Here is a 23,097-nt window from a genome sequence, read left to right as displayed (position 1 = left end):
GGTACATGTAGCGAGGTTGTTTTTGCTTGGCAATTGATTGTACAATGGGTGGAAGAAGTTGTATCCAAACGCCTCATAACTTTGCGTATACGAAGGGAATAGTGCCCATGAACGAAAGAATGCAGCGGCTGGAGAGCAGACTAGCCAACCAACACCACAAGGATTTGTTTCTTCAAAGCGTACATACACTCAAAGCGATTGACGATCTAGCCGATCATCATCGGAAATTCCAGTCGATACAGGCGATTAGCGGAGTCAAGATCGTTGGCGCGGAAGAGGCGCTATTCTATGACACGCTGGCGCAGGTGAAGGAAGAAATCGTAGCGACACTGGAGAAAACGCTTTATGATCTTGAACACAAAGGCGATAAAAACTATGATAAGAACTTTAAAGACGGCGTAGAGTAGCTTGTGCTGACTCGTGGCCGTGTAGGGAAAGAGCTGAACGGAAGTCAACCTTCCGTTCAGCTCTTTTTGAAAATATAAGAATATATATGTTTCAGTTTCGCGTCATAAAGTATTCTTCTATTTCTATGAGAAACGGATATCCTGCTCTTGCAGAGGACGGCGAAGCCGTTTTTTCTTGAGGCGGGGAATTGCAGTTTATATATTTCATAATCGTTGAGTGTTATAATCACAGAGGAAAATAAGCTAATTGTCGATGGATGTATCTTTTACAAGGATAAAAAAATAATGGAAACTCGAAACCGTTGTTTAATATAGATAGTGAAGAAAACTTGAATGAGGCGGCTTTGGAGCAGATTATAACCAGCCGCTGAAACAAAGTAAGCGCTTTATTCGTTAATGTAAACAAAACAGTTTCGGAGAGGAGTTAATTCGAATGCGCTGGATTCCTGCGGTAAGAAGCGCCGGGTGGTGGCTGCTGGCTGGTGCGTCCTCGTTGCTGCTCAGTATTTTGTTATGGGTTATTCGTTTTCTCGTTTTAGGTCAGCCATTCACGGGCATGCATGCTTTTCGTTTTATGATACTCGCCGTCGTATTGTCTTTTTTATTTAGCTTTACGGGCTGGCTGGGTGCAAAAAAACTATGGCTATTTTCTAATCTAGGCACATTAATCGGGCTCGTATTAATGGCTTTTTATTCGCGCAATACGACAGGCTGGGAGGATTTGGTCAGCTTTCTCGTCTTTTTAGAAGCGGTGGCTGCAGGCTTCATACTAGGCTTGGTGGTCGAAGGTGTCTTTCTCGCGATAAGGCTTTCGAAGAAATAAAGGCAACAATATCTTCATTCTGCTGGCCGAGCCTGAATCAAATCTGGCTAATGGTGGTAAGGTAACAGTAAAAAGTTGCCGCAGGAGGAGATTATGGAATCTAAAGTGGAGCGTTTAGGGTTATTGGCTTTAATCAAGAAAGGCAACAAGTCTTCTGCGATCGCAATGATAGGGAATGCTATAATCGCTGCGATTAAAGCATTTGCAGCAGCATTTAGCGGCAGCGGGGCCATGTTCGCCTCCGCCATGCATTCCTTAGCGGATGCCATTAATCAGGGCTTCGTCTTTGTGGGAAGCATTCTGTCCGAGAAGCGGCCGACGCCACGATTTCCAACGGGCTTTGGCCGCGTTATTAATTTGTTTTGCATGGTTGCCGTAATTGTCGTTACCATAATGGCGTATGAAACCATTCATGAGGGCTGGCATTTATTCAACCATCCAGCCGAGAGTGAAGGCATTTGGCTTAATATCGGCGTATTAATTATTAATTTGATTGTAGACGGGTTCATCCTTATCAAAGCGATGAAGGAGATTTTGCATGAAGCGAAGGTTGAGGCACACGGCTTCCAAATTGCTCCGGCTGCTTTCAAAAATGTAGGCCGTTCAGCACCGGCAACGAGATTGGTCTTTTATGAGGATATCGTTGCCGTTACCGGCGCGCTGCTGGCAATGATTGCTGTTATCGTTGTCTACTTCACAACCTTCGACCGGATGGATGGTCTAGTTACGATACTCATTGGCTTGCTGATGTTTGGGGTAGCCTTCCGCGTAGGTTATGACAATATGATTGGTCTAATCGGAGTGTCGGCACCCAAAGAGGTCGCGGACAAAGTATCGCAGATCATTTTCTCGGAGCCGTTGGTCACCGATATTTATCAAATGCGCATCCTGCAGGAGGGCCGGTACTATCATGTGGAAGCATTAATGGAGCTGAAGGCGGGATTATCGCTTGCAGATGCCGATGATATCAAGTTCAAGGTTCGCGACAAGCTTCTCTTGGATACCGATATTACGGACGCGACGCTTGGTATTATTGAGGATGACGGCGTGAAAAGCTGGTTGCCAATCGATAAACGATAGCGCAGCAGGACGAGGACGCAAGGGCTGTCTCAAAGGGATTAAATCCCGGAGAGACGGCTTTTTTAATTGGTGAAGAGGGGGACGCCTCATGAAGTGAGAGGCTGGTTGGTTAAGTAGTACAGATAGGTCCAGACGCTCAAAGCAAGCCAATGTTGCACGTATGAGGAATTGGAGTGCTCGAGTTGGAATATTAATGACCAATGTGTATGAAACAACATCATATATTTTTTTAGTTGACAGTTAACGTTGACGTTAACTGTCATTGAGCGTATGCTAATGGTATAGGATAACGGAGGTGCGGAGCAGTGCAGCTATTGAAAATCGAAGAAGTGGCAAAACGTACCGGCTTGACCAAGCGAGCGATAAGGTACTATGAGGATTTCGGCTTAATTTCTCCCCCGGAAAGAACGCAAGGCGGCATCCGTCTATACTCCGAGGACGATATTGAGAAGATTAACAAAATTATGCTGGCCAAAGAGGTGCTCGGTTTTTCCCTTGCCGAGCTTCAGCAATACATGACATTTCAAGCGATTATTGAGCAGCAGAAAACTGAGTACCGTACGACAGAGGACATGGAGGCGCGCAGACGCAAGCTTATGGAGATAGCGAGCATTTTGCAAAAAGAAAAGGCCATGATCGATACTAAAATCGCACGGATGGAGCAGTTTAAAGAAGAGCTGATCGAATACGAGAGCCGGGTAGCGAAGGCGCTCAATCCATTAAACGGTTAGGAGCATGAACGTGGATACCTCACAGAAAGCAGTATCGTCATTTTGGACCGTAATGATTGCCGTGTTTTTCGGAAACTTTATGGCCTCTTTGAGTACAACTACGATAAATGTGGCATTGCCTATATTCATGGACGATTTTCAAGCAAGCCTTAATACGGTGCAATGGATGTTGTCAGGCTTTATGATGGCGACGGGCATTATTGCGCCGATTATCGGTTTCATGGGAGACAAATGGAGCTATAAAAGGCTTTATGTGTTTGCACTGGCAGGCTTTACGCTGGCTTCGGTATTATGCACCTTTGCATGGAGCATCGAATCGCTTATCGTGTTTCGGATTCTTCAAGGTTTTTTTAGCGGTATTATTATGCCCACGACGATGACGATCATTTATCAGACGATTGAAAAGTCGAAGCAGGCCGTTGCCGTCAGCTTCTGGAGTGTATCGGCGATGCTGGCGCCTGCGCTGGGACCGACAGTTGGAGGATGGCTTGCGGAGAGCTATGGCTGGAAATCGTTGTTTCTGCTGAATGTGCCGATTGGCATAATAGCGGTTATCGCAGCAGCCAAATACATCCCTCATTATCGATTAAGCAGCGGAATTAAGCTTGATTGGATCGGATTCGGGGCTGTTCTGATCGGCACAAGCGCGCTGCTCGTCGCCTTCAGCGAGGCCCATAGCTGGGGCTGGGCAGGCTGGCAGACGCTGGGGATGATTGCCGCGGGCATCGTTGTCCTTACCTATTTCGTGAAAAGGACGCTGCGAGTCGAGAACCCGTTGCTCAATTTGCGCGTATTGAAAATCCCCCGTTTCACGTATGGCCTTATCGTGAATTGCTGCATAACGATTTCCTTATATGCGGGAACTTTATTGGTACCGATTTTCATGCAAAATATTAAAGGGGAATCCAGCTTTGCAACGGGCCTGGTTATGCTGCCAGGTACGCTCGCGATGGTGCTGGTTTCACTGGCAGTAGGCAGGCTGTATGGGAAAATTGGACCCTCCAGGCTAATCTTTATCGGACTCCTGCTCATGGGCATCGCGACATGGGAGCTTAGTCGTGCCGGCATGGCCACAAGCGCTTTATTCGTTACGATATGGGTGGCGATTCGTTATATGGGCATAGGCTTCAGCAATATGCCGGTCACGAACGCTGCTATGTCCGCAGTGCCAATCGTAAACTCAGGTCATGCGTCAGCAGTCATGAACTGGATTAGGCAGGGCACCTCGGCGCTGTCGATCAGTTTGTTCAGCTCTATTCTGTCGGCGCAGACGATTGTACATCTGGCAGGCGGGAATGTGTCCCCGAAGGCTGCTCTCTCGTTCAGTGTACAGGATGTGTTCCACGTAGGGACCATCATCATTATTGTCTCCTTGCCGCTCACGTTATTGCTGCGCAAGCCAAAGAAACTGGCTGCTGTACAATAAGAAAGAGCGCCTTCAAAAGGCGCTCTTTCTTATTCCTGCAGGTATTAGAAAACATGGGCGCCTTCAAGCGCGACCTTAATCTTCCCATCCAGCTCCAGCACCTTTACCTTCACTTTGCGTCCGGGCTGATACTGCGGAATATTGACCATATAAATAACGGTTTTAATGATGGTACGATGCGGCTCGGCATGTTCTCTCGGAATCGTTAAACCGATAAATACCTCGGGATGACCGTTAATCTCCGTGTTGGTTTGCCGTATGGAGCTTACAGTCGCATCAAAAGCCATACCATTCTTCAAGATATGTTTGATTTCCCGATTTGCTTGGAACGATTGCCGAATGACCATGAAGGCGAGTAAGAGAAGCGGTAATGAAATAAGAATGACGACAACGATGATGATGCTCTCGCCTGTACTCATGATTCACCAACTTTCATGGAACATAATGGGAAGCAAGGAATGCTATGCGTTTACATTTTGTTCATTCTATGGAAAGCATAGCACAGCCGCCTCATTATGAAAATATTTCCAAGGTCTTAGTTGGGAATAGGTACTTTAGCTACTGTTTAAGTCAAATTAAAGGAAAGGCGTTCTTTTGACAAAGCTTTGGGCCAAATGGTCCGCATGCATATCCTTGTCGTTTTTCTTATAGTTTTCAAGCACGTCAATAAGATAATCATCATTCGGATTATTGGATCGGAATATAAACTGCTCATGGTTTTCAATATGTACATCATGGCCGCACTGTTTTAGACAAGCCTCATAATCCTGCGCGGTTGGCTGCGTATTTTCTTCCAGATAGATGAGGCCGGTCAGCAATTTGGTTTCCTTTCCATGCATCACTTTAAAATAGACAGTATGTTCTTTTTTCATACCCGTACCCTCCTACGCTTCCTATTAAAGTCTCGTTATAATTATTATATGCTCCAAAAGTCATGTGGAAACATCCATATTGTGAAAGGTTCATGAATGTCCGTCTTTTTGCCTGACTGAAAAGTCCTTTGACATCATTGTTTATCACGAATTAACTCAAACAAAAAAGCGATAGGAGGGTTATTCCAGATTATTGCACCTTTAATAGAATTCTGCCTCGTCCGTGTCTCGATTCGCTCTTCTCATGAGCCTGAGCAGCCTCGCTTAATGAATAAAAGGTTTTGGTTGGAGGGTTGTTAGAGAAGTACCGATGCTCAAGCCTGATTATGCTAAAAAGCCGCAGCGTCTTTAAACGCTGCGGCTTGAATCTATTTGCGTGGTTTCAAATGAGCTTTAGAAATGCACGGCGTATGGTTTTAAGTCATATGTGGCGGGTACTAAACCTGCGTAACCTTGATCAGGTTGGTTGCGCCAGCTTGGCCGATCGGCACGCCTGCAGACAGGACGATAATATCGCCAGTGTCGATAAGCCCAGTTAGCTTCGCATTGCGCGTTGCGGATTCGAACATTTCGTCCGTCGTTGTAACAGGATCGCCCTTCACGGGAATAACACCGGACAGCAGGCAAATTTTCGGCAGTACATGGTCATGCTGCGTAATCGCGATGATCGGGGCGCTCGGGCGGTATTTGGACACCATACGCGCGGTAAAGCCGCTTTCCGTCGAGGTGAGTATGGCTCTGGCATTCAGCTCAAGCGAGGAACTGACGACGCCTTGACTGATAACCTCTGTAATGTTGGTGCTTTGCTGTGCTCTTCTTTTATCGAACTGCTCTTTGTAATCGATCATGGATTCCGCTTTTTTCGCGATGGAAGCCATTGTACGAACGGAAGGAATCGGATATTTCCCGGCAGCCGTCTCGCCCGAAAGCATGACGACGTCTGCGCCTTGAATGACCGCGTTCGCTACGTCACTGACCTCGGCTCTTGTTGGGCGAGGGTTTACCTGCATGGACTCGAGCATATGGGTAGCAACGATTACGGGCTTGCCGACCAGGTTGCATTTGTTGATCATTTCGCGCTGCATCATCGGCACGTCTTCAATCGGCACTTCCACGCCAAGGTCGCCGCGGGCAACCATAATGCCGTCAGACGCTTCGATGATTGCATCTAGGTTAAGCATGCCCTCTTCGTTCTCGATTTTGGAGATGATTTGGACATGGCTCGCATTAGCTTCTTCGAGAATATTGCGGATCTCCAGAATGTCCTCTGCTTTGCGCACGAAGGAGGCGGCAATGATCTCGACATTATGCTTGATGCCAAAATGGATATGCACGACATCGCGCTCCGTTACGCCTGGCAAAGTCGTTTTGATGCCTGGCAGGTTAACGCCTTTGCGCGGTTTCAGCGTGCCGCCGCTGATAATGCGGCAGCGAATCTCTGTGCCTTCTACGGAAAGCACTGTGAGATCGACAAGTCCGTCGTCAATCAGGATGCGGTCTCCTGGCTTCACGACTAATGGCAGCTCATTATAGTTAACAGGCAGGCGCGTCGCGTCGCCAAGAACATCTTCTGTCGTTAAGGCCAGCTCTTCGCCGATTACAAGCTCGCAGGAAGCTTCCTTCAGCTTGCCGATGCGCACTTCAGGTCCTTTAATATCCATCATAATAGGCACGAAAGTGTTAAGCTCGCGCGCTGCTTGCCGTATATTGTTCATTCGCATGACATGGTCTTCTAATTCGCCGTGAGCCATATTCAGTCTACCAACGGTCATTCCTGCTTGGATCATTTCTTTAATTGTGGAAACGGAATCGCAAGCGGGACCCATTGTACAAATAATTTTTGTTTTTAGCATGTTGTAGGCCTCCTCGTTTTTTTCATTGTAACGCGGAGGCTCGAAAGCATATAAGAACTATAGTACAATGAATGTACAATAGTATTGTGGTGAGGAGCGGTAAGAATGCTGGCAATTTCGGATGTCCATCAGGACAACGGCGCAGATTGGTACGAGGAGGGGGAGGGGCGCAAGCTATCCTTTCACCTGCTGCTGGTCACCTATGGCAAATGTGTATATTGGGTGAACGAGGAGAAGGCCATTCTGGAGAAGGGCGACCTGCTTCTGATTCCTGGTCCTATTTCCTACTATGGCAAAAGCATCCCAACGCTCGTGCACACCAAGTACGTGATCAACTTCCGCAGAACCGCATCGGAATGCGCCTTGCCGATTCTTCAGCTTCAGGAGCCGCTGCGGGTACGGCTGGGCTGCTTTGAGGTTGTGCAAGAACGGCTTCGCACGATATTGACGCAATATAAGGAGAGACCGTCCTATTTTGAATTAATGGCGCAGTCCCTTCTGATGGAGGCTCTGATCTATATTAATCAGGAGCGGGACCGGGGGATAATCCCATCGGAGAAGCATCGCCGAGTAGACAGCATGAAGCAGTACATATCTACTCACTATCGAGAGCGGGTGACAAAGGATGAATTAGGTGATGTGATTAACACAACGCCTAATTACGCCGCAACTTTATTCAAAACGGTCACGAGCCAGACGATTAGTGAATATGTTCATAATCAGCGGATAAAAACTGCGATTTATATGCTGACGGAATCACAGCTGATGATCAGCGAAATCGCCGATTATTTGGGCTATAATGACGTGTCCTATTTCTATCGTATTTTCAAGCGCAGCACGGGCCGTTCACCCTCCGATTTCCTGCATGAGCGCTCTTCAACCGTGTAAAGCGGGGAATCGCCAGGGTTGACATCTTCAGAAGTTAGGATTACAATTTACCCAGAAATAGGCTATGACCAAAGACATGATTACCTTTACGGGCTGTCCAGAGAAAGAGGCGATTGCTGAGAGCCTCTACAGCTGACGAATGCGTAGTTACCCCTTTGCAGCCGTGTTATGGAACCCGTCGCTTGTTCGGGCGGTTGTAAATAACACCGTGTCATCCCCGTTAAAGGATGCTCAATAAGGATCTTGCTTTTGCTGATGAGTGGCACAGCCATGAGAATATAGCGGCAGATCGAATGAGGGTGGAACCACGAGCTGAACGCACTCGTCCCTTTCTGGGAGAGATGTGTTTTTTTGCGTTCCACTCATTCGATCGGAGGCTGCATAATGAATATTGAGATTACATTACCGGATGGAACAGTTAAGGAGTATCAGAGTGGCACGACACTAGCGCAAATCGCGGAATCGATCAGCATGGGGCTCGCTAAAAATGCTGTCGCAGGGAAAGTAGACGGCAAGCTGGTCGATCTGAAACGAGAGGTCATCGAGAATAGCCATGTAGAAATCGTGACACTGGACAGCCCAGAAGGACTAGAAGTATATCGTCATAGCACGGCTCACGTCATGGCGCAGGCGCTCAAACGAATCTACGGGGAGCAGGCTGTGAAGCTGGGCATCGGTCCGGTTATCGAAGATGGCTTCTATTACGACATTGACATTGAGAAGCCGCTATCGAGCGAGGACCTCTCGRCAATTGAAGCCGAAATGGGCCGAATTATACAAGAGAATCTGCCAATCCTGCGCAGCGAAGTCAGCCGTGAGAATGCATCGGCGTTATTCGCCCGGCAGGAGGAGCCGCTTAAGCTCGAGCTGATCCGCGATTTGCCGGAGGATGCGGTCATTACCCTATATGAGCAAGGCGAGTTTGTTGATTTATGTCGCGGCCCGCATTTGCCGTCAACAGGGCGTATCAAGGCGTTCAAGCTGCAAAATGTTGCCGGTGCCTACTGGCGCGGCAATTCGGACAACAAGATGCTGCAGCGTATATACGGCACATCATTTCCGAAGAAAGCACAGCTTGAAGAACATTTGGAGCTGCTGGAGGAAGCGAAGAAGCGCGATCACCGCAAGCTCGGCAAGGAGCTGGAGCTGTTTATGTTCTCCGAGGAAGCACCGGGCATGCCGTTTTACTTGCCGAATGGCATGACCATCCGTACGGAGCTTGAGAACTTGATTCGCGGCCTGCAGCGGCAGCGCGATTATGAGGAAGTGCGTACGCCATTTATGATGAACAGGCGGATGTGGGAGCAGTCCGGTCACTGGGACCACTACAAGGACAACATGTATTTCACGGATGTAGACGACACGCCGTATGCGCTTAAGCCGATGAACTGTCCGGGTCATATGCTTATATTCAAAAACAACCTGCACTCCTACAGGGAGCTGCCGATCCGGATGGCGGAATTCGGCCAGGTGCACCGGCACGAGTATTCGGGAGCCTTGAATGGCATGATGCGCGTCCGCACGTTTTGCCAGGATGATGCGCATATCTTCGTCCGGCCTGACCAAATCGAAGAAGAGATTAACAAGGCGATCGCGCTGATCGACCATGTGTACAATGTGTTTGGTTTTGAATTCAAAATCGAGCTGTCAACAAGGCCAGAGGATTCCATGGGCTCCGAGGAGCTGTGGGATCAGGCCGAGCAATCGCTGCGGAGCGTGCTGGACAACCGAAATATTACGTATCGTGTGAATGAGGGCGACGGGGCGTTCTATGGTCCCAAAATCGATTTCCATATACTCGACGCGCTCAAGCGCAGCTGGCAGTGCGGCACGATTCAGCTCGACTTCCAAATGCCGGAGAAATTTGACCTCTCCTACATTGGCGAGGACAACCAGAAGCACCGTCCGGTCGTTATCCACCGCGCGGTGTACGGTTCGATTGACCGTTTTATTGGAATATTAACCGAGCATTTCTCAGGCGCGTTCCCGCTTTGGCTGGCTCCCGTTCAAGTGAAGCTGCTGCCCGTATCGGAGAAATATATTGACTATGCCCTGCAAGTGAAACAAGTATTGGCCGAAGCCGGCATAAGGACGCAGGTGGATTCGCGCAATGAAAAGCTAGGCTATAAGATCCGCGAGGCGGGGCTCGAGAAGGTTCCTTATATGCTGGTTGTAGGGGAAAATGAGAAAAACACTGGGAAAGCTGCTGTGAGGAAACGGGGCAAGGGTGACGCGGGCATACTGCCTGTTGACGATTTTGTGAAGCAAATGGTACAGGAAATAGCCGCAAAGTCTTGATATTTGACCAAAAGCAAAACCGCCGTAGCAAAATGGCGGTTTTGCAAGTATCACTAAATGAAGAAGTATTGTTATTTGCTGACCTGCCTCGTTTTGTTCATAACGATCGTGGTAACGATATAATTGAAATAAGTTATTAAGGGTATAGCCACGATTAGGAAATATCTATCATGAATATCTACCGTAATTTTGTTTGGAATATCAGTTGAATTATAATTCATATCGGCACATAGTCAGTTGTTTCAAAAAGCCAAAAAGGTCGTGTCCTACACGACTTTTTGGCTTTTTTGATTTAGAAACGTAGGAAGTAAACAGAACTCTAATTAGCAATTGAATTAAATATAGCATAGTCTCGTCTTACCTTAGATTGTCCTGCAAGTTTAAAATCTTTATTCGTAGTGTCATAGCTAGATATTAGTTCTGGGAAAACATAGCTGGTCTTGAGGGTAAAGGAAACATTCGAGGGATAGAAGAGATGGTGCAAGCAACTTTTTCCAGAAATTAACGTTATTATTATTAACGACCAAAGGAGGTATTTAATTGTTTGAAACCCTAGCATGGATTGTATTAGGTTTTATTTGAAAAAATTAGATATAAAAAACATCATCATTCAACTAGCGGGCACAATAGAATAACAACACTTGCTATTCCATTACAAAGGCATTTAACTTCCTCTAAATATACTTACAAACCTGAATTCCATAAAATTGAAACCCCATTTGTTTTGCATTTTTTCGGTTATGCAAAAGTAGGGGTAAAACAGCAGTACACTCCAGGAGACTTTGGCTTTGAAGAACCTGTTTCCCTGATGATAAAATTGAAGAAAGGCGAATGGTATGCAACCAATGTACACATTGAACCTTAATAGAGGGCTACGGACGAGACGAACGCCTATAGAGTGAAGAGCGAAAAAACGTTAAGGAGTGAACAAATGTGAGGATGAATTATAAAGGCCTCAAAATATTGATTAGTGTTGTTTTTATCATGTGTGTAGGAGTGGGAGGTGCAATGGTATTCCAAAGCACAGATGCTAAAAATGCGACTAATCAAAGCTATATAAATTTTCAGATCAATTCTGAAAATGAACATGGACAGACATACGGTTCTGCGGAAGAAGCCATTCCCGATGAACTGCTACCTGACTTGATTCATGTAGGAAGTGTGGATGGCATTGCAGGATATGTGTTGAAAAAAGATTATCTAACAGAACTTGGCCATGATGTCCCGCTATATGATGTCGGTGGGAAAACCATAATTGGTTCTTATCATATTAGCGGCGCTAAGAATATAGATTTCTATCCTAAAAACAAAAACGGACAGGCATACGGTTCTGACGCAGATGCTACTTCTTCAGATACGAGACCTGAATTAATTAGTGCTATGGGTGTGGATGGCATAGAAGGATATGTGCTGAAAAAAGACTTAGATGGTGAGCTACCAAAATCACCCGAGGAAGCCATTGCGATACAGAACAGTAGATCACCAGGTGGTCGTGATATTCCGCTATATGATGTTGATGGTGAAACCATAATTGGCGTGTTTCACATTGGAGAAAAGTAACAAAAAATATGTTCAAGTGTTACACAAACAGGAAACGGTAGTTCAATAAAAGCTTGGAAGCAGCCGACCAACAATGATCGGCTGCTTCATTCCGCAAACGGACAGGACAGAGTACTTGAATAGATTGAATGATTTGGTTAATAAATTTAAAGGTAATAATTTATAATTACTTATATATTGGGGAATGAAATAATGCAAATACGTGAAATTGAAGAAAAGGACAATCAAACAATAGAGCGAATTATTAAACGCTCATTGGAATCATTTAGCCTAAACATTCCGGGAACTGCATATTTTGACCCTCAACTGAGCAGTCTGGCACAATATTACAAGGAACAATCAAATTCAAAGTATTGGGTTGCGGTGAATGAACAAAATGAAGTGGTAGGCGGTGTGGGGATTGCACCATTTGGGCAGGAACAGGGAATTTGCGAGTTGCAAAAGCTATACATTACACCTGAAGCTCAAGGTAGGGGTCTGTCGAAAGATCTTATGAAAGTAGCACTCGACTTCTCCAAGGAACACTATACACACTGCTACTTAGAGACATTGAAGAAACTTCAAACAGCAAATCTTCTTTACATCAAATTAGGTTTCCAACAACTTGAAAGACCACTAGATGGTTCAGAGCATAATGCTACGGATGCTTGGTTTATAAAAGATTTATCGTTGAGCGCAAACAACATTCACGAAACCCAGCCCGAAAAGGATCAAGTATACAATAATGATAATTATGTCGATGAGAACCTTCGCTCTATTCAAAGTATTGAGGGTGGAGGACCGATGAGAAAAATAAATTTAAACACAATGCCGCGTCCACTGAAGGTCTTCGGTTACTTTCTCTACTCAATTTTAGTGTTAATGGGTGCGATAGCAGTCTTAATCAGTTTTATTCGTTAATAGTTGACTAATTTCATCACCGGTGTTAGTGGGTTCGCCACTCAACTAAGGGGGAACGTTAATTCAACGCATCATGGAGCAGTTGCATCGGCAGCTGCTCCATTTTTTCATATGCTAACGGGCAGAGTGGCATAATAACCAAAATATATCATTTAATCAAGGCCCGCAAATTTTTCCTTCTATGCGCCGATTTTGATTTGAATGACAGATATCAGAGTATACGAGGAGTAAAAAAATGCCGGTGACCTTAAGTAGATGACCGGCGTTTCCGTATTAGTGTTTCGGCATTTTGCTCTCGTCCATGTACAGCAGGTTCCAGCGGTGACCGTCTAGATCGGCAAATCCTGCGCCGTACATCCAGCCGTCCGTTTCACTCGGCTTGCCAAAGATGCTTCCTCCGGCAAGCTCTACTTTTTGAATAAAGGCATCTACTTCTTCTCTGCTGTCTGCGCCAATGGAAAATATGACTTCAGCGCTATGGGCAGTATCTGCGATTTTTGAACCTGTGAATTTCTCAAACGACGCATCCGGGAAAAGTAGAATCGTTGTTTGGCCTATGGCAAGTTTGGCTCTCTCATTACCAACGCTCACCGCATGGAATCCAATCTCATTGAAAAAGGCAGTTGACCTCGCAACATCTTTGACCGGCAGGTTAATCCAAATCTCCTGTGACATGGCAGTAGCCTCCTGGAATATATTTTTAACTACTCCTACTATACTCTACTTCTCAGCAGAAGCGAATCATATAACAAAATCCACAAGTTAGGACATTCCTGTCATTTAACCCGCGGTTTCCTTAGTAAGCTCCAGCATCCTCTCGTGTTCCTGAAGATTGAGGGATCAAGATGAGGTAATGCGTTTTTTTTCATTAGACTGGGAACTTCGTCTATGAATCTCGTTAACTGCCTATCACATCTAAGTTGCAATAACATATGATAAGGCATCTGTATCGGGAGGTGTAGTTATTGGTTCTCGAGGCTATTCGTCGCGAAGAAAAATTACAAATTATGAGTTCCAAACCATTTTGTAGCGATTTGGAAATAAAAGTAGCAGCCCCACGGGGGAGACGCGGATTTGCAGGAGCAATTGGGCAGCAGGGACCGCAAGGACCACAAGGGCCACCGGGACTTACGCGACCCGGACTGCTGACTTACTATGATTTTGTTCAAATTCCCAATCCGATGACAGCAGGCGGCCCTTCCATTGTTGTACTTTCATCGCCAGTCGCGCCAGCGACAACAGGGCCTGAGGTACAAGTTAGCAATCGATTTTTGGAGCTTCGTGGTATAGAAGCGAGTAGCAGAATTGCTTTAGCAGCAACCGTTGTATGGAGTTTTTCTTTCATTACGCTCCCCGCACCAGAAGTGGCCATTGGAACGCAAAGAATACAGTTTAGTTTATTTCGCGATGCGCCATTGACGGGTCAGCGCATATGCCAAGTCTTAAATGCAGGGAGCGTCACTCAAATCAACGATGAAGGCGATGCGACAACGCTCGTCACGGGGACATTCACTGCTTCATTCACATGCACAGATTCGGGATTAACGGGCAGCACGGTAAACTATTATCTAACGGCTGCTGCAGGTCCATCTACCGGGTTTAGTTTTGATCTGAATGATGGTGGTCCAACGGCTATCAACGATTTTATGAATATCAATATCAGTGAAATTCATTTTAGCGGGAAGGTTATCGGACCTAACGCTGTCTAATTATTCTGGAGGTGTAGATCGTGCATTGTGCTCCAAGGCATAAGAGAAGAAGGGTGCTAACCAAAAAATGCGGCACACGTAAAGTCAAAGTCAATGTCCGCCGAGGACCAAGAGGACTCACTGGCCCCGTTGGCCCGAGCGGCCCTGCTGGACCGGTAGGTCCCCAAGGTGTTCCAGGTCCAGCAGGGAGCGGACTGCTTACCTCCTACGGCTATATCGAAATTCCGAATCTCATGGTAGCAGGCGGACCGGTTATCATTTCGGTCGGCCTGCCGGTAGCTCCTGCTACCATTGGGCCTGAAGTACAGGTGTCGGGCGAGTTCTTAACAGTGAGCAGGGTTAATGGAGGTAGCCGCATCGCGCTTAACGCGACCATCGGATGGAGTTATATGTTTGAAAGTGGACCTGCTCCCCAATTAGCGGTTGCTAGCCAAGTGATGCGCTTCAGCATTTATCGTGATGCGGCAATTACAGGTACGTTAGTCGGTACAATCGTAGACGGCGGTACCGTAACGGAAATTAATTTGGTGGGTACGGGTACTACCCAGATACAAGGCTTTTTCACATCAACCTTTAACGTCACCGATACGGGAGCGGCAGGGCCGACAGCGAACTACTTCTTGACTGCTGCAGCTGGACCTGCATCAGGCTTTGGGGTTGGCTTTGATGCTCCGCCTGAACCGATTACGAATTTTACTAATCCGGTCATCACCGAGCTACATCTTAGCGGAGAGGTAATTAACCCGAACCCATAACTTAATCAACAAATGTGATAGATAGCAAACTCTTTTCCAATCTCCAGTCCCCCAATTGGACCGATTGGCTGAAGGGAATGAAAGGAGTCACATTAAAGTAACCGGATTGAACTAATGGGTAACGGTAGTTGAATAATACATGGATGAGCAGGCGCTATCGGTGCCTGCTCATTTTGTTAAGCTATACGGGCAGGATCGTTTAAGAGCAAGAGACCTCCTCTATTTTCAAAAAAAGGGAAAGGTAGAATAAAATCAATCGGTTTCGCTTGAAGATGAATGGATTCTTCCTGTGTATTTTCCAAATGGAAATTTGTTTTTTTAAATGCTGGCAAGTGGTGTAGAACAACTTTCCGTCCTTTTATGAGTCTAATATGATAATCCAAATTTACTATAAAAAGGAGTATGTAGGATGATAAAGAAAAAACAAATTCATAGGTTATTACTCTTAATTGTTGTTCTAATGCTAAACCTATTACAAGTAAATACCGTTTTCGGTCAGAAAAATATAGCTGTTAGAGGTATTCCGCTTACCGATATTATTGATATTGATTCCTTTGAGGGACGAAACATGGCATTACAAAATGATGGAACGATTTGGACGTGGTCAGGCAATGAACACGCTAAACGTGGTCCTAAAATTCCAGGAGCTATCTCAGTAGAAGTTGGCAATCTTGCTTTGAAATCGGACGGCACGGTGTGGACTTGGGGTTCCAATACATATGGACTTATTGGAAACGGCAGTGTGGCTGAGAAAACATACGAGCCAACTCAAGTAATTGGCTTGAATAAGGTGACTGCTATAGCAAGCGGAGGTCATTATCACGTAGCACTTACGAAAGAGAGGGTCGCTTGGGTATGGGGAGATGTGTGCATGTCCGCAATGACGCGGTCAGATTTCACTTTCGATGAATCCTATTGCAGCACGATGCCAGATCATTCAGACATGGATCAAGCCTATTCACCTGGTAAAGCCAATGTTTCCGATGTTACTTCAATTGCAGCCTCAACTAACAACGTCTCCTTTGTCAAAGGAGATGGCCGCGTTGAAAGGTGGGGGTATTGGAATCACATTCGAATGGGCAAAGATACAACGACTGCAATAAAGGATGTGATAACCGTTTCAGAAATGAGCAATGATTATAACGGCGCCATGTTTATGCTCAAAAAAGGCGGATTTCTAAACTACGATAACAGAGAAGCTACATCAATAAAAGGTGGATTTATTAAAATATCAGCGGCACGTCACAGCTCTAATTATAATTTGGCCTTACATCCAAATGGTACGGTATGGAACTTTGAAGAAAACGGTTCGCTTAAACAGCTCAAAGGATTAACTGCTATTTTAGATATCGAATCCAGGCTTATGAATAGCGGTATCGCGTTAGACAAGAAAGGAACGGTAAGGTCATGGGGATCAAGTAACATAGAACTTATTCAAACTAAAGAACCGAAACCAATTACAGACATTAAGCCCTCAACTGTAATGAAAGGCTATACGATTCAATTCAATGACTCCAAGCTCCCCCTTAGCTCTGACCCCTTCATTATAAATGGGACGACCTTTGTGCCGCTTCGCGATATATTTGAAGCCATGGGCGCAAAAGTCTCGTATGATGCTGGGAAGATTACGATAAGCAAAGACCAAACCAAGCTTCTATTAGAGGTCTATAAACATGAAGCCGTAATCAATGGCAAGAAGAAGCAGCTGCCAGAACCACCGCGATATGATGGAGGCAGAACTTTTGTACCGCTTCGCTTTATAACAGAAGCACTTGGCGCTAGCGTAAATTGGAATCTTGCAAACGACACGATTATTATAAAAACGCCACCTATCAAAGGATAATTTTTTGAGTTTATTGCAGCTACGACAGCTGCTTACTATCATCGTTCCGATTCACGGGCAGATCCAAAATAAGTCGGAGATAGGTTATTCCTGGTGTATTTTTACGATGCGAACTTTGCTATTATTGGATATCACATCACCCCAATTATCTACCTAATGATCTCGATTTACTTTACCGATGATATGTCTTCGGCAATATTATGATAAGATAATTTCAATTCAATCGTTCATGTGTTTTGACCAAGGAGGGACTCGATGGATCAGGACTTTGGAAATCAATTAACGCATGAATTTAAAGAGAATCAATTAGTGTTAATTGCGATTGGAAATGAAACTCGACAAGCCATTCTCATTACTTTGGCACAGGGGTCTGGAATGCGTGTGGGAGAAATTAGTATGAATACACATTTATCTAGACCTGCACTTTCACATCATTTAAAAATACTAAAAGACGCTGGAATTGTAAGTGTCCATAAAGAGGGAACCAAAAACTTTTATCGTATAGATGCCAAAAACAAATTGCAATCCTTACGAGATCTAGTTGACGGTGTAATAAAACTATGTGAATAAATCGCGATACAACAATTATAGTCCATACCAAAGGGGGGGCGGATCGATGAGCTTATCAGTTGAAGCGATAAATGGAGTGGAAATTCCTCAGCTTGGATTTGGGGTCTATAATGTCAAACAAGGTAAAGATGGAGTTTTTGAGAAGACCATTAGCGAAGCCATTAAAACAGGTTACCGACATTTCGATACGGCACGAATATACGGTAATGAAGAAGCATTGGGGCGAGAAATACAAAACAGTGGCATTGCCCGAGAGGATTTTTTTTTAACGTCAAAAGTATGGACAACCGATCTAGGTTATGCACAAACGCAACGGGCTTTTGAGAAAAGCTGTAAAAAACTAAATACAAATTACCTTGACATGTATCTCATTCATTTCGCTGGTCCCCATTACGTAGAGGCTTGGAAGGCAATGGAGAAACTTTATACTGAGGGGAAAGTCCGAGTCATTGGAGTAGCCAACTTCGAGATTGAGCACCTTGAACATCTTATGAAGCATGCTAAGATTGCTCCGATGGTCAATCAAATTGAGACCCATCCAGAGTTTCAACAACATCGATTGCGAGAGTACATGTTACATCATCAGATTTTGCATGAGGCTTGGGGGCCGTTGGGCCAAGGAAATAAGTCTTTGTTTGAGAATGAGGTACTCAAATCTATTGCTCGCCATCATCAGAAAACGGTTGGACAAGTCATTTTGCGATGGCATTTAAATAGAGATACTATCGTTATACCAAAATCCTCAAATCCCAAAAGGATAAAGGAAAACATCGACATACTCGACTTCCATTTAAGCGATGAAGAAATGGATCGCATTGGGGAGATGGATACGGGGAAACGATATTCTGTAAACCCGAAGGGGTACAATGTAAACCCAATTGTAGTAAGCTTGATGAAACTATTTTTGAAGTAACGTCATAAGAATATGGATAAAGTACGAACGAAGAGAGGAGTATGACCATTACTAGTGAAGAAACCCGAGCAATCATCAATAATTATGTTGAGTCCTAGCGTTTACCAATAAACCCCGACTTTTCAACAGGGAACGATAGCTCAATAACAGAAATTCGAATACCCCCCCACTTTTATGAACATGACTACATACAAATCCTTTTTAGAAACATAGAAAAGGCCCTTCAAACCATTTGCTTTTTTATGATTGAAGTAAAGATCATAAAGGGGAAATGGAAAATTAGGGCTTTTATGTTCGTTTAGTTTCTTCTATAAGTTTATTACTTATGAAATTCTGCCACATCAAATTTCTTTTGCTGCTACTGTAAAAGTCCGGTGTACATATAACGTGTTCACGTTCTGCATTTGTCGTTCTCTGTTGGAAGGTTTCAAATACAGCCTGTAGTCTTATCCCAGAAAAGTCCATATCTCTAGTCGGTCTGATCTAGAAACAAAACCAGGTTCGCCTCCTAATCAGGAGGCGACTTCTTTCAATTAAGCTGTCGAGCATTCACCTAAGAATATAGAACAGCCCGAAAAACGGGGCTGCCTCATGTCACCTATTTATAGATGCGAACCGCCACTAGCGTCGATTACCTGCCCCGTAATCCATCCGCCCTCTGGAGATGCGAGGAATACCGCGATATCCGCAATATCCTTAGGTTCGCCCCACCTTCCGAAAATCGAGAAGTTAGCGCCAAACTGACGGCTACCGGGATCCTGAAGCATACCCGCGTTCATATCCGTAGCCACGAATCCCGGGGCAATCGCATTGATCGTAATTCCACGCGGGCCGAGTTGGTTGGCCAACGAAAGAGTCAGTCCATTGATAGCTGCTTTCGACATACTGTACGCTGGTATTGAAGGTAGGGAAATACGTGTAACTGCCGATGAAATTTGAATGATGCGCCCATCATTACGAAGATGCGGCAGCACTTGCTGAATCATGAAGAACGGCGCCTTCACATTCAGCGATATTAGCGAATCAAAGTCTTCTTCTTTCGTATCTTCGATGGCAGTAGCAAGACTCGTCCCAGCATTGTTGACGAGAATATCGATTCCTGTCGTACCAAAGCGTGTGGTGAGTTCTTGTTCTACAGTGGCATAAAAAGTCTGGATCCCATTAAGCGTACCGAGGTCGGATCCGACGGCAAAGGCAGATCCTCCGCTGCGGTTAATGTCCTCAACTACTTCTTCTGCAGAGCCTCGGCTGGCTAAATAGTGCACAACGACGGTCGCTCCTTCGCGGCCAAGCCTCTGTGCGATACCCCGACCGATGCCTCGGCTGCCCCCAGTCACGATCGCTACTTTGTTGAACAGCTTCCCCATGTTCTCCAACTCCTGACGATTAATTTTTTTCATTTCAGTTATACCACACCCGGACTTTCGCGATGTTGCGCTCTTATTCTCACTCCCGACAGATTGTAAAAGAAAAAGAGTACTAGAATAGAATTGTTGATTTGATACGGTTTCTGGACTAAGAACGATAAAGGAGCAGCCGCAGCTGCTCCTTTTACTTACGCATAAAATGTCCTATTAGCGTTAAGCTAACTGGCAGGTTAGTTGAATAATCAAACGAAAAATATTGATGGTAATTTCCCTGTTTCATTTGCTATAATTCCATAAAATGGTCATTGGAATGGAGTTGGTTTTAATGAATATTATGTTTGTATGTACCGATAATTTTACTCGAAGCGTAATAGCTGAATTTTGTATGAAGGATTTTCTCCGTAGTATTAATAAGACTTCATTTAAGGTTGCTTCGGCTGGGATAAGAGCAAATAGTGATATTAGCAAGTATTCCAATATTCACTTTAATATAATGAATGAATTGAATATAGACACCACTGACTTCAAAAGAACGCTTTTTGATGAAAATCACTTTAAAGAGTACGATATAATTATTGCAATGAGTGAACTTCATAGAGATTATATTAAAGAGCAGTACAATCGTGAAATCCCATTATTCAATGAAGTATATAACGGTCAGAAAACAGCAGTGAATATAGGTGGTCCCGATAGTGAAGATTTTGTAGAACAAATGAAAAAATTGGTTCATTTCTTTTATGAAGCAGCGCCCCGTATCATACATAATCTAGAACAAAAGGCTGCCTTTTAGTGAGTAGTTTCTATTTCATCAAAAATGACATGATTAAGCTGGCCAAGTTAATGAGTACATTACGCTAACTTGGAACTATAGCTCAATAAACACAAGAGGCTGCTGGTCAAACGATCGGCTGCCTTTATTAGTTAGTGGTACAATCGAGACAAGGATGATTTCATAAATGATTGAGGTGTTGAAAATAGACAAGACCAAGGTAATGGCGTATTTCAGTCTCTTAGGAGAGAAATTTCAAGTAAATGAAGTTACTGAATTGCTCAGCATAGAACCAACAGAATCGTATAATAAAGGTGATGTTATTGTTAGACAGAAGAATGACAAAATAATTAATACCACAGTACATTACAGAAAAGAAACAGCCTGGGTACTAAGTTCAGGGTATCAAGAATCCTATGATGTTACTGAACAATTGGCTCATGTTTTGGAACCATTGAAAAATAAAACAGCGATAATAAATCAGTTAAGAAAGACGTATAGATTGGATTGCCTTTTCTCAATCGTAATAATAATGGAAAATGGTCGAACGCCAGCTTTACACCTCGATAATAAACAGATTGAATTCGCAAAAAGCGTAGAAGCGGAGTTTGATATTGATTTATATGCAAACCCATATAAAAGCGATTTTGACATGTAAAAAGCGAAAGACTGTTGAGCTAACTGGAAACTATAGCTTAATGAAAAGGCAACCGTCCGTCTGTCGCTTTAATTGAGAAACGGGGAAATTAAGCATGGACAAGAAAAAACAGGCTCTGGAGAAAGCGGAAATTGTGTATGAAACAAGCGAGGTCATAACGGCGAAAGTTTACAAGGTCAGCTCGGAGCAGAAAGAGGAACTTGATCGTCTGTCTGCTGATAGGATCGAAAAGTTACGCGAGGGGGCAGTACCGAAGATCCGCGAACGGTACGAGCAACTAGTCAAGCTACAGCTGCAACACCCGAAGGCCAACGAAGGTGTGAATCCTCCGGAGGATTAAGCTATCGGGAAACTATAGCTTAATAAACAACTAAGACGCCGATGTGGCACTGATCGGCAGCAGCGTTATGTTAACAGGCGGGATAATTAGAACATAACCAATATCAGAAGGTGATAAATAGGTGAACATAAATATAGAGTTTCTAACCCAAGTAATTAATAATTGGGACCCTGTTGGTCTTTTAGCAGGAGGTGCTCCAGAAAACGAATATAGCGTTGAAGTAATAGAAATCGCTCAGAAATCCTCGTCGTGTAAGTCTGAAACAGATTTAGCGATACTTATTTACGGAGTGTTCAACGATAAATTGGAGGTAAAATTAAATCAACTTGATTGCTTAAAGCAGGCATTTAAAATTATTGAATACGGAAGATAACAGCAACAAGTGATGATTAAACTAACTGGGAACTATAGCTTCATAATCACCAGGACGAGGCTGCCGGCATAAATTGGCAGCCTCGTTGAGCTAACTGGCAGGATAGCGTGGTGCTCTGGTCAAATTGTTTACCATAGATAAGCCATAAAGTTTTCAAATTGTGAGGGATAGCATGAAAAGGAAAACTAAAGAGGCATTTTACAATAACGCGTTAGATTGTACTGATTTATTGTCAATAGGTATGGAGTATTTTGGGTTTAATGACCGCGCTCGAAAAACGATGGATAGCTTTTTTGATTATGAATACCAACAATGTGAAATTGAACAGAGAATCAAGAAGAAACTTGCAAGCGCATATATGGCCTTCTTAGGAAAGACCAATTTCAGAGATAGATCGGATATAAACAACAAAGTTCTATTCGATAAGTTATCAGGAGAATTGGCAGAAATCAAAGAAGAATTGGGATTCAGCTAACTCTACGAGCACGATTGAGTACCAAAATAAATTATTGTACATAAAAACCAAGGAGAAATACTTAATATGAATGATTCTTTTGAACTGGAAATCATACCAGGGATAAGGGTAGGTAAGTATCATTTAAGATGGAATATTGATGAGTTAATCAGTAAAATAGATTTTGAATATGAAATAGTTCAACATAATAAATATGAGATGACTGTTATCGAGAGTAATGATTTTTGGTTTACCTTGAATAAAACGAAGGGTTTGTACAATATTTATGCCAAAGGGAACTATAAAGGAATGTATAATAATCTTGTAGGTATAGGGTCAGTTTTAAATCAAATTAGTGGATTGAAATATGAGATAGATGAGGAGTTCTTATACGATACTATGTGGTGGCGGTTTAAACCAACCAATGTGAAAGGTATTCATTTTGTACCTGATAATGAATGGGATGATAGTTCATCTATACATTCAATTCACGTATTTTTTTGATAAT

At 44.1% G+C, this 23,097-nt stretch carries 24 protein-coding genes and 1 pseudogene; 20 read left to right on the top strand and 5 right to left on the bottom strand.

Annotated elements, in window-relative coordinates; all coding sequences use genetic code 11:
• The first annotated feature begins 107 nt into the window (after positions 1-107).
• From AB4Z29_RS27045 to AB4Z29_RS27025, 5 genes are all read left to right on the top strand, one after another.
• Positions 108-407 carry a hypothetical protein gene (locus AB4Z29_RS27045; protein ID WP_441946082.1) on the top strand — a complete coding sequence of 100 codons (300 nt, stop codon included), beginning with the start codon at positions 108-110 and terminating at the stop codon, positions 405-407.
• A 433-nt stretch (positions 408-840) separates the two neighbouring features.
• Positions 841-1,230, top strand: a complete 390-nt coding sequence (locus AB4Z29_RS27040) for a hypothetical protein (protein ID WP_441946081.1) — start codon at positions 841-843, stop codon at positions 1,228-1,230.
• Between the two features lie 93 nt (positions 1,231-1,323).
• The gene (locus tag AB4Z29_RS27035; RefSeq protein WP_441946080.1) at positions 1,324-2,310 is read left to right on the top strand and encodes a cation diffusion facilitator family transporter; all 987 of its coding nucleotides are present in this window, start codon (positions 1,324-1,326) and stop codon (positions 2,308-2,310) included.
• A gap of 305 nt (positions 2,311-2,615) precedes the next feature.
• On the top strand, positions 2,616-3,041 hold the full coding sequence (locus AB4Z29_RS27030; protein WP_441946079.1) for a helix-turn-helix domain-containing protein: 426 nt from the start codon (positions 2,616-2,618) through the stop codon (positions 3,039-3,041).
• Between the two features lie 4 nt (positions 3,042-3,045).
• Positions 3,046-4,467, top strand: a complete 1,422-nt coding sequence (locus AB4Z29_RS27025; protein ID WP_441946078.1) for an MDR family MFS transporter — start codon at positions 3,046-3,048, stop codon at positions 4,465-4,467.
• A 44-nt stretch (positions 4,468-4,511) separates the two neighbouring features.
• On the opposite strand, the gene AB4Z29_RS27020 is transcribed toward AB4Z29_RS27025, so the two are convergent.
• From AB4Z29_RS27020 to pyk, 3 genes are all read right to left on the bottom strand, one after another.
• The gene (locus tag AB4Z29_RS27020; RefSeq protein WP_441946077.1) at positions 4,512-4,886 is read right to left on the bottom strand and encodes a hypothetical protein; all 375 of its coding nucleotides are present in this window, start codon (positions 4,884-4,886) and stop codon (positions 4,512-4,514) included.
• Positions 4,887-5,042: 156 nt separating this feature from the next.
• Positions 5,043-5,339: a hypothetical protein gene (locus AB4Z29_RS27015; RefSeq protein ID WP_441946076.1), complete on the bottom strand. Its 297-nt coding sequence runs from the start codon at positions 5,337-5,339 to the stop codon at positions 5,043-5,045.
• A gap of 437 nt (positions 5,340-5,776) precedes the next feature.
• Positions 5,777-7,192 carry a pyruvate kinase gene (gene pyk / locus AB4Z29_RS27010; RefSeq protein WP_441946075.1) on the bottom strand — a complete coding sequence of 472 codons (1,416 nt, stop codon included), beginning with the start codon at positions 7,190-7,192 and terminating at the stop codon, positions 5,777-5,779.
• Positions 7,193-7,297: 105 nt separating this feature from the next.
• Here pyk and AB4Z29_RS27005 point away from each other — a divergent pair, with 105 nt between their 5' ends.
• The 4 genes and pseudogenes from AB4Z29_RS27005 to AB4Z29_RS26990 form a co-directional block, all read left to right on the top strand.
• On the top strand, positions 7,298-8,080 hold the full coding sequence (locus AB4Z29_RS27005; RefSeq protein WP_441946074.1) for a helix-turn-helix domain-containing protein: 783 nt from the start codon (positions 7,298-7,300) through the stop codon (positions 8,078-8,080).
• Positions 8,081-8,464: 384 nt separating this feature from the next.
• Positions 8,465-10,378, top strand: a complete 1,914-nt coding sequence (gene thrS, locus AB4Z29_RS27000; protein WP_441946073.1) for a threonine--tRNA ligase — start codon at positions 8,465-8,467, stop codon at positions 10,376-10,378.
• Between the two features lie 933 nt (positions 10,379-11,311).
• Complete coding sequence (locus AB4Z29_RS26995; RefSeq protein ID WP_441946072.1) at positions 11,312-11,938, top strand: hypothetical protein; 627 nt, start codon at positions 11,312-11,314, stop codon at positions 11,936-11,938.
• Positions 11,939-12,130: 192 nt separating this feature from the next.
• Positions 12,131-12,604, top strand: a pseudogene (locus AB4Z29_RS26990) (GNAT family N-acetyltransferase); the annotation flags it as partial.
• Between the two features lie 507 nt (positions 12,605-13,111).
• On the opposite strand, the gene AB4Z29_RS26985 reads toward AB4Z29_RS26990, so the two are convergent.
• Positions 13,112-13,513, bottom strand: a complete 402-nt coding sequence (locus tag AB4Z29_RS26985) for a VOC family protein (RefSeq protein ID WP_441946071.1) — start codon at positions 13,511-13,513, stop codon at positions 13,112-13,114.
• 290 nt (positions 13,514-13,803) lie between these two features.
• On the opposite strand from AB4Z29_RS26985, the gene AB4Z29_RS26980 reads away from it, so the two are divergent.
• The 5 genes from AB4Z29_RS26980 to AB4Z29_RS26960 all read left to right on the top strand — a co-directional run bounded on the left by AB4Z29_RS26980 (position 13,804) and on the right by AB4Z29_RS26960 (position 18,628).
• On the top strand, positions 13,804-14,547 hold the full coding sequence (locus AB4Z29_RS26980) for a hypothetical protein (protein ID WP_441946070.1): 744 nt from the start codon (positions 13,804-13,806) through the stop codon (positions 14,545-14,547).
• Positions 14,548-14,600: 53 nt separating this feature from the next.
• Positions 14,601-15,302 carry a hypothetical protein gene (locus tag AB4Z29_RS26975; protein WP_441946069.1) on the top strand — a complete coding sequence of 234 codons (702 nt, stop codon included), beginning with the start codon at positions 14,601-14,603 and terminating at the stop codon, positions 15,300-15,302.
• Positions 15,303-15,711: 409 nt separating this feature from the next.
• Complete coding sequence (locus AB4Z29_RS26970; RefSeq protein WP_441946068.1) at positions 15,712-17,145, top strand: stalk domain-containing protein; 1,434 nt, start codon at positions 15,712-15,714, stop codon at positions 17,143-17,145.
• 255 nt (positions 17,146-17,400) lie between these two features.
• Positions 17,401-17,715, top strand: a complete 315-nt coding sequence (locus AB4Z29_RS26965; RefSeq protein WP_441946067.1) for an ArsR/SmtB family transcription factor — start codon at positions 17,401-17,403, stop codon at positions 17,713-17,715.
• Positions 17,716-17,761: 46 nt separating this feature from the next.
• The gene (locus tag AB4Z29_RS26960; protein ID WP_441946066.1) at positions 17,762-18,628 is read left to right on the top strand and encodes an aldo/keto reductase; all 867 of its coding nucleotides are present in this window, start codon (positions 17,762-17,764) and stop codon (positions 18,626-18,628) included.
• A 602-nt stretch (positions 18,629-19,230) separates the two neighbouring features.
• Here the strand turns inward: AB4Z29_RS26960 and AB4Z29_RS26955 are convergent.
• Positions 19,231-19,995, bottom strand: a complete 765-nt coding sequence (locus tag AB4Z29_RS26955; RefSeq protein WP_441946100.1) for an SDR family oxidoreductase — start codon at positions 19,993-19,995, stop codon at positions 19,231-19,233.
• 325 nt (positions 19,996-20,320) lie between these two features.
• Here AB4Z29_RS26955 and AB4Z29_RS26950 point away from each other — a divergent pair, with 325 nt between their 5' ends.
• The 6 genes from AB4Z29_RS26950 (at position 20,321) to AB4Z29_RS26925 (ending at position 23,093) form a co-directional block, all read left to right on the top strand.
• A complete protein-coding gene (locus tag AB4Z29_RS26950; RefSeq protein ID WP_441946065.1) occupies positions 20,321-20,785 on the top strand; it encodes an arsenate reductase/protein-tyrosine-phosphatase family protein in 465 nt (154 codons plus the stop codon).
• A gap of 184 nt (positions 20,786-20,969) precedes the next feature.
• Entirely contained in the window at positions 20,970-21,422 is a 453-nt protein-coding gene (locus tag AB4Z29_RS26945; protein ID WP_441946099.1) for a DUF4279 domain-containing protein, read from the top strand.
• Positions 21,423-21,516: 94 nt separating this feature from the next.
• Entirely contained in the window at positions 21,517-21,762 is a 246-nt protein-coding gene (locus AB4Z29_RS26940) for a hypothetical protein (protein WP_441946064.1), read from the top strand.
• Between the two features lie 121 nt (positions 21,763-21,883).
• The gene (locus AB4Z29_RS26935; RefSeq protein WP_441946063.1) at positions 21,884-22,135 is read left to right on the top strand and encodes a hypothetical protein; all 252 of its coding nucleotides are present in this window, start codon (positions 21,884-21,886) and stop codon (positions 22,133-22,135) included.
• A 172-nt stretch (positions 22,136-22,307) separates the two neighbouring features.
• Positions 22,308-22,610, top strand: a complete 303-nt coding sequence (locus tag AB4Z29_RS26930) for a hypothetical protein (protein WP_441946062.1) — start codon at positions 22,308-22,310, stop codon at positions 22,608-22,610.
• Between the two features lie 66 nt (positions 22,611-22,676).
• Positions 22,677-23,093 carry a hypothetical protein gene (locus AB4Z29_RS26925; protein WP_441946061.1) on the top strand — a complete coding sequence of 139 codons (417 nt, stop codon included), beginning with the start codon at positions 22,677-22,679 and terminating at the stop codon, positions 23,091-23,093.
• Positions 23,094-23,097 lie beyond the last annotated feature (4 nt).

This window comes from Paenibacillus sp. 2TAB23, from assembly GCF_052115165.1.
GTDB lineage: Bacteria > Bacillota > Bacilli > Paenibacillales > Paenibacillaceae > Pristimantibacillus.
The sequence above is the reverse complement of the archived record's forward strand: the minus strand, read 5'-3'. Positions and strand labels throughout refer to the sequence as shown.

Excerpts from the sequence above, each read along its gene's own strand:
- AB4Z29_RS26965 (WP_441946067.1), top strand. The coding sequence starts at position 17,401 with ATGGATCAGGACTTTGGAAATCAATTAACGCATGAATTTAAAGAGAAT.
- AB4Z29_RS26960 (WP_441946066.1), top strand. The coding sequence starts at position 17,762 with ATGAGCTTATCAGTTGAAGCGATAAATGGAGTGGAAATTCCTCAGCTT.
- AB4Z29_RS26950 (WP_441946065.1), top strand. The coding sequence starts at position 20,321 with ATGAATATTATGTTTGTATGTACCGATAATTTTACTCGAAGCGTAATA.
- AB4Z29_RS26970 (WP_441946068.1), top strand. The coding sequence starts at position 15,712 with ATGATAAAGAAAAAACAAATTCATAGGTTATTACTCTTAATTGTTGTT.
- AB4Z29_RS27015 (WP_441946076.1), bottom strand. The coding sequence starts at position 5,339 with ATGAAAAAAGAACATACTGTCTATTTTAAAGTGATGCATGGAAAGGAA.
- AB4Z29_RS27040 (WP_441946081.1), top strand. The coding sequence starts at position 841 with ATGCGCTGGATTCCTGCGGTAAGAAGCGCCGGGTGGTGGCTGCTGGCT.
- pyk (WP_441946075.1), bottom strand. The coding sequence starts at position 7,192 with ATGCTAAAAACAAAAATTATTTGTACAATGGGTCCCGCTTGCGATTCC.
- AB4Z29_RS26930 (WP_441946062.1), top strand. The coding sequence starts at position 22,308 with ATGAAAAGGAAAACTAAAGAGGCATTTTACAATAACGCGTTAGATTGT.
- AB4Z29_RS27045 (WP_441946082.1), top strand. The coding sequence starts at position 108 with ATGAACGAAAGAATGCAGCGGCTGGAGAGCAGACTAGCCAACCAACAC.
- AB4Z29_RS26985 (WP_441946071.1), bottom strand. The coding sequence starts at position 13,513 with ATGTCACAGGAGATTTGGATTAACCTGCCGGTCAAAGATGTTGCGAGG.
- AB4Z29_RS26925 (WP_441946061.1), top strand. The coding sequence starts at position 22,677 with ATGAATGATTCTTTTGAACTGGAAATCATACCAGGGATAAGGGTAGGT.
- AB4Z29_RS27020 (WP_441946077.1), bottom strand. The coding sequence starts at position 4,886 with ATGAGTACAGGCGAGAGCATCATCATCGTTGTCGTCATTCTTATTTCA.
- AB4Z29_RS27035 (WP_441946080.1), top strand. The coding sequence starts at position 1,324 with ATGGAATCTAAAGTGGAGCGTTTAGGGTTATTGGCTTTAATCAAGAAA.
- AB4Z29_RS26940 (WP_441946064.1), top strand. The coding sequence starts at position 21,517 with ATGGACAAGAAAAAACAGGCTCTGGAGAAAGCGGAAATTGTGTATGAA.
- AB4Z29_RS27005 (WP_441946074.1), top strand. The coding sequence starts at position 7,298 with ATGCTGGCAATTTCGGATGTCCATCAGGACAACGGCGCAGATTGGTAC.
- AB4Z29_RS27025 (WP_441946078.1), top strand. The coding sequence starts at position 3,046 with ATGAACGTGGATACCTCACAGAAAGCAGTATCGTCATTTTGGACCGTA.
- AB4Z29_RS26955 (WP_441946100.1), bottom strand. The coding sequence starts at position 19,995 with ATGGGGAAGCTGTTCAACAAAGTAGCGATCGTGACTGGGGGCAGCCGA.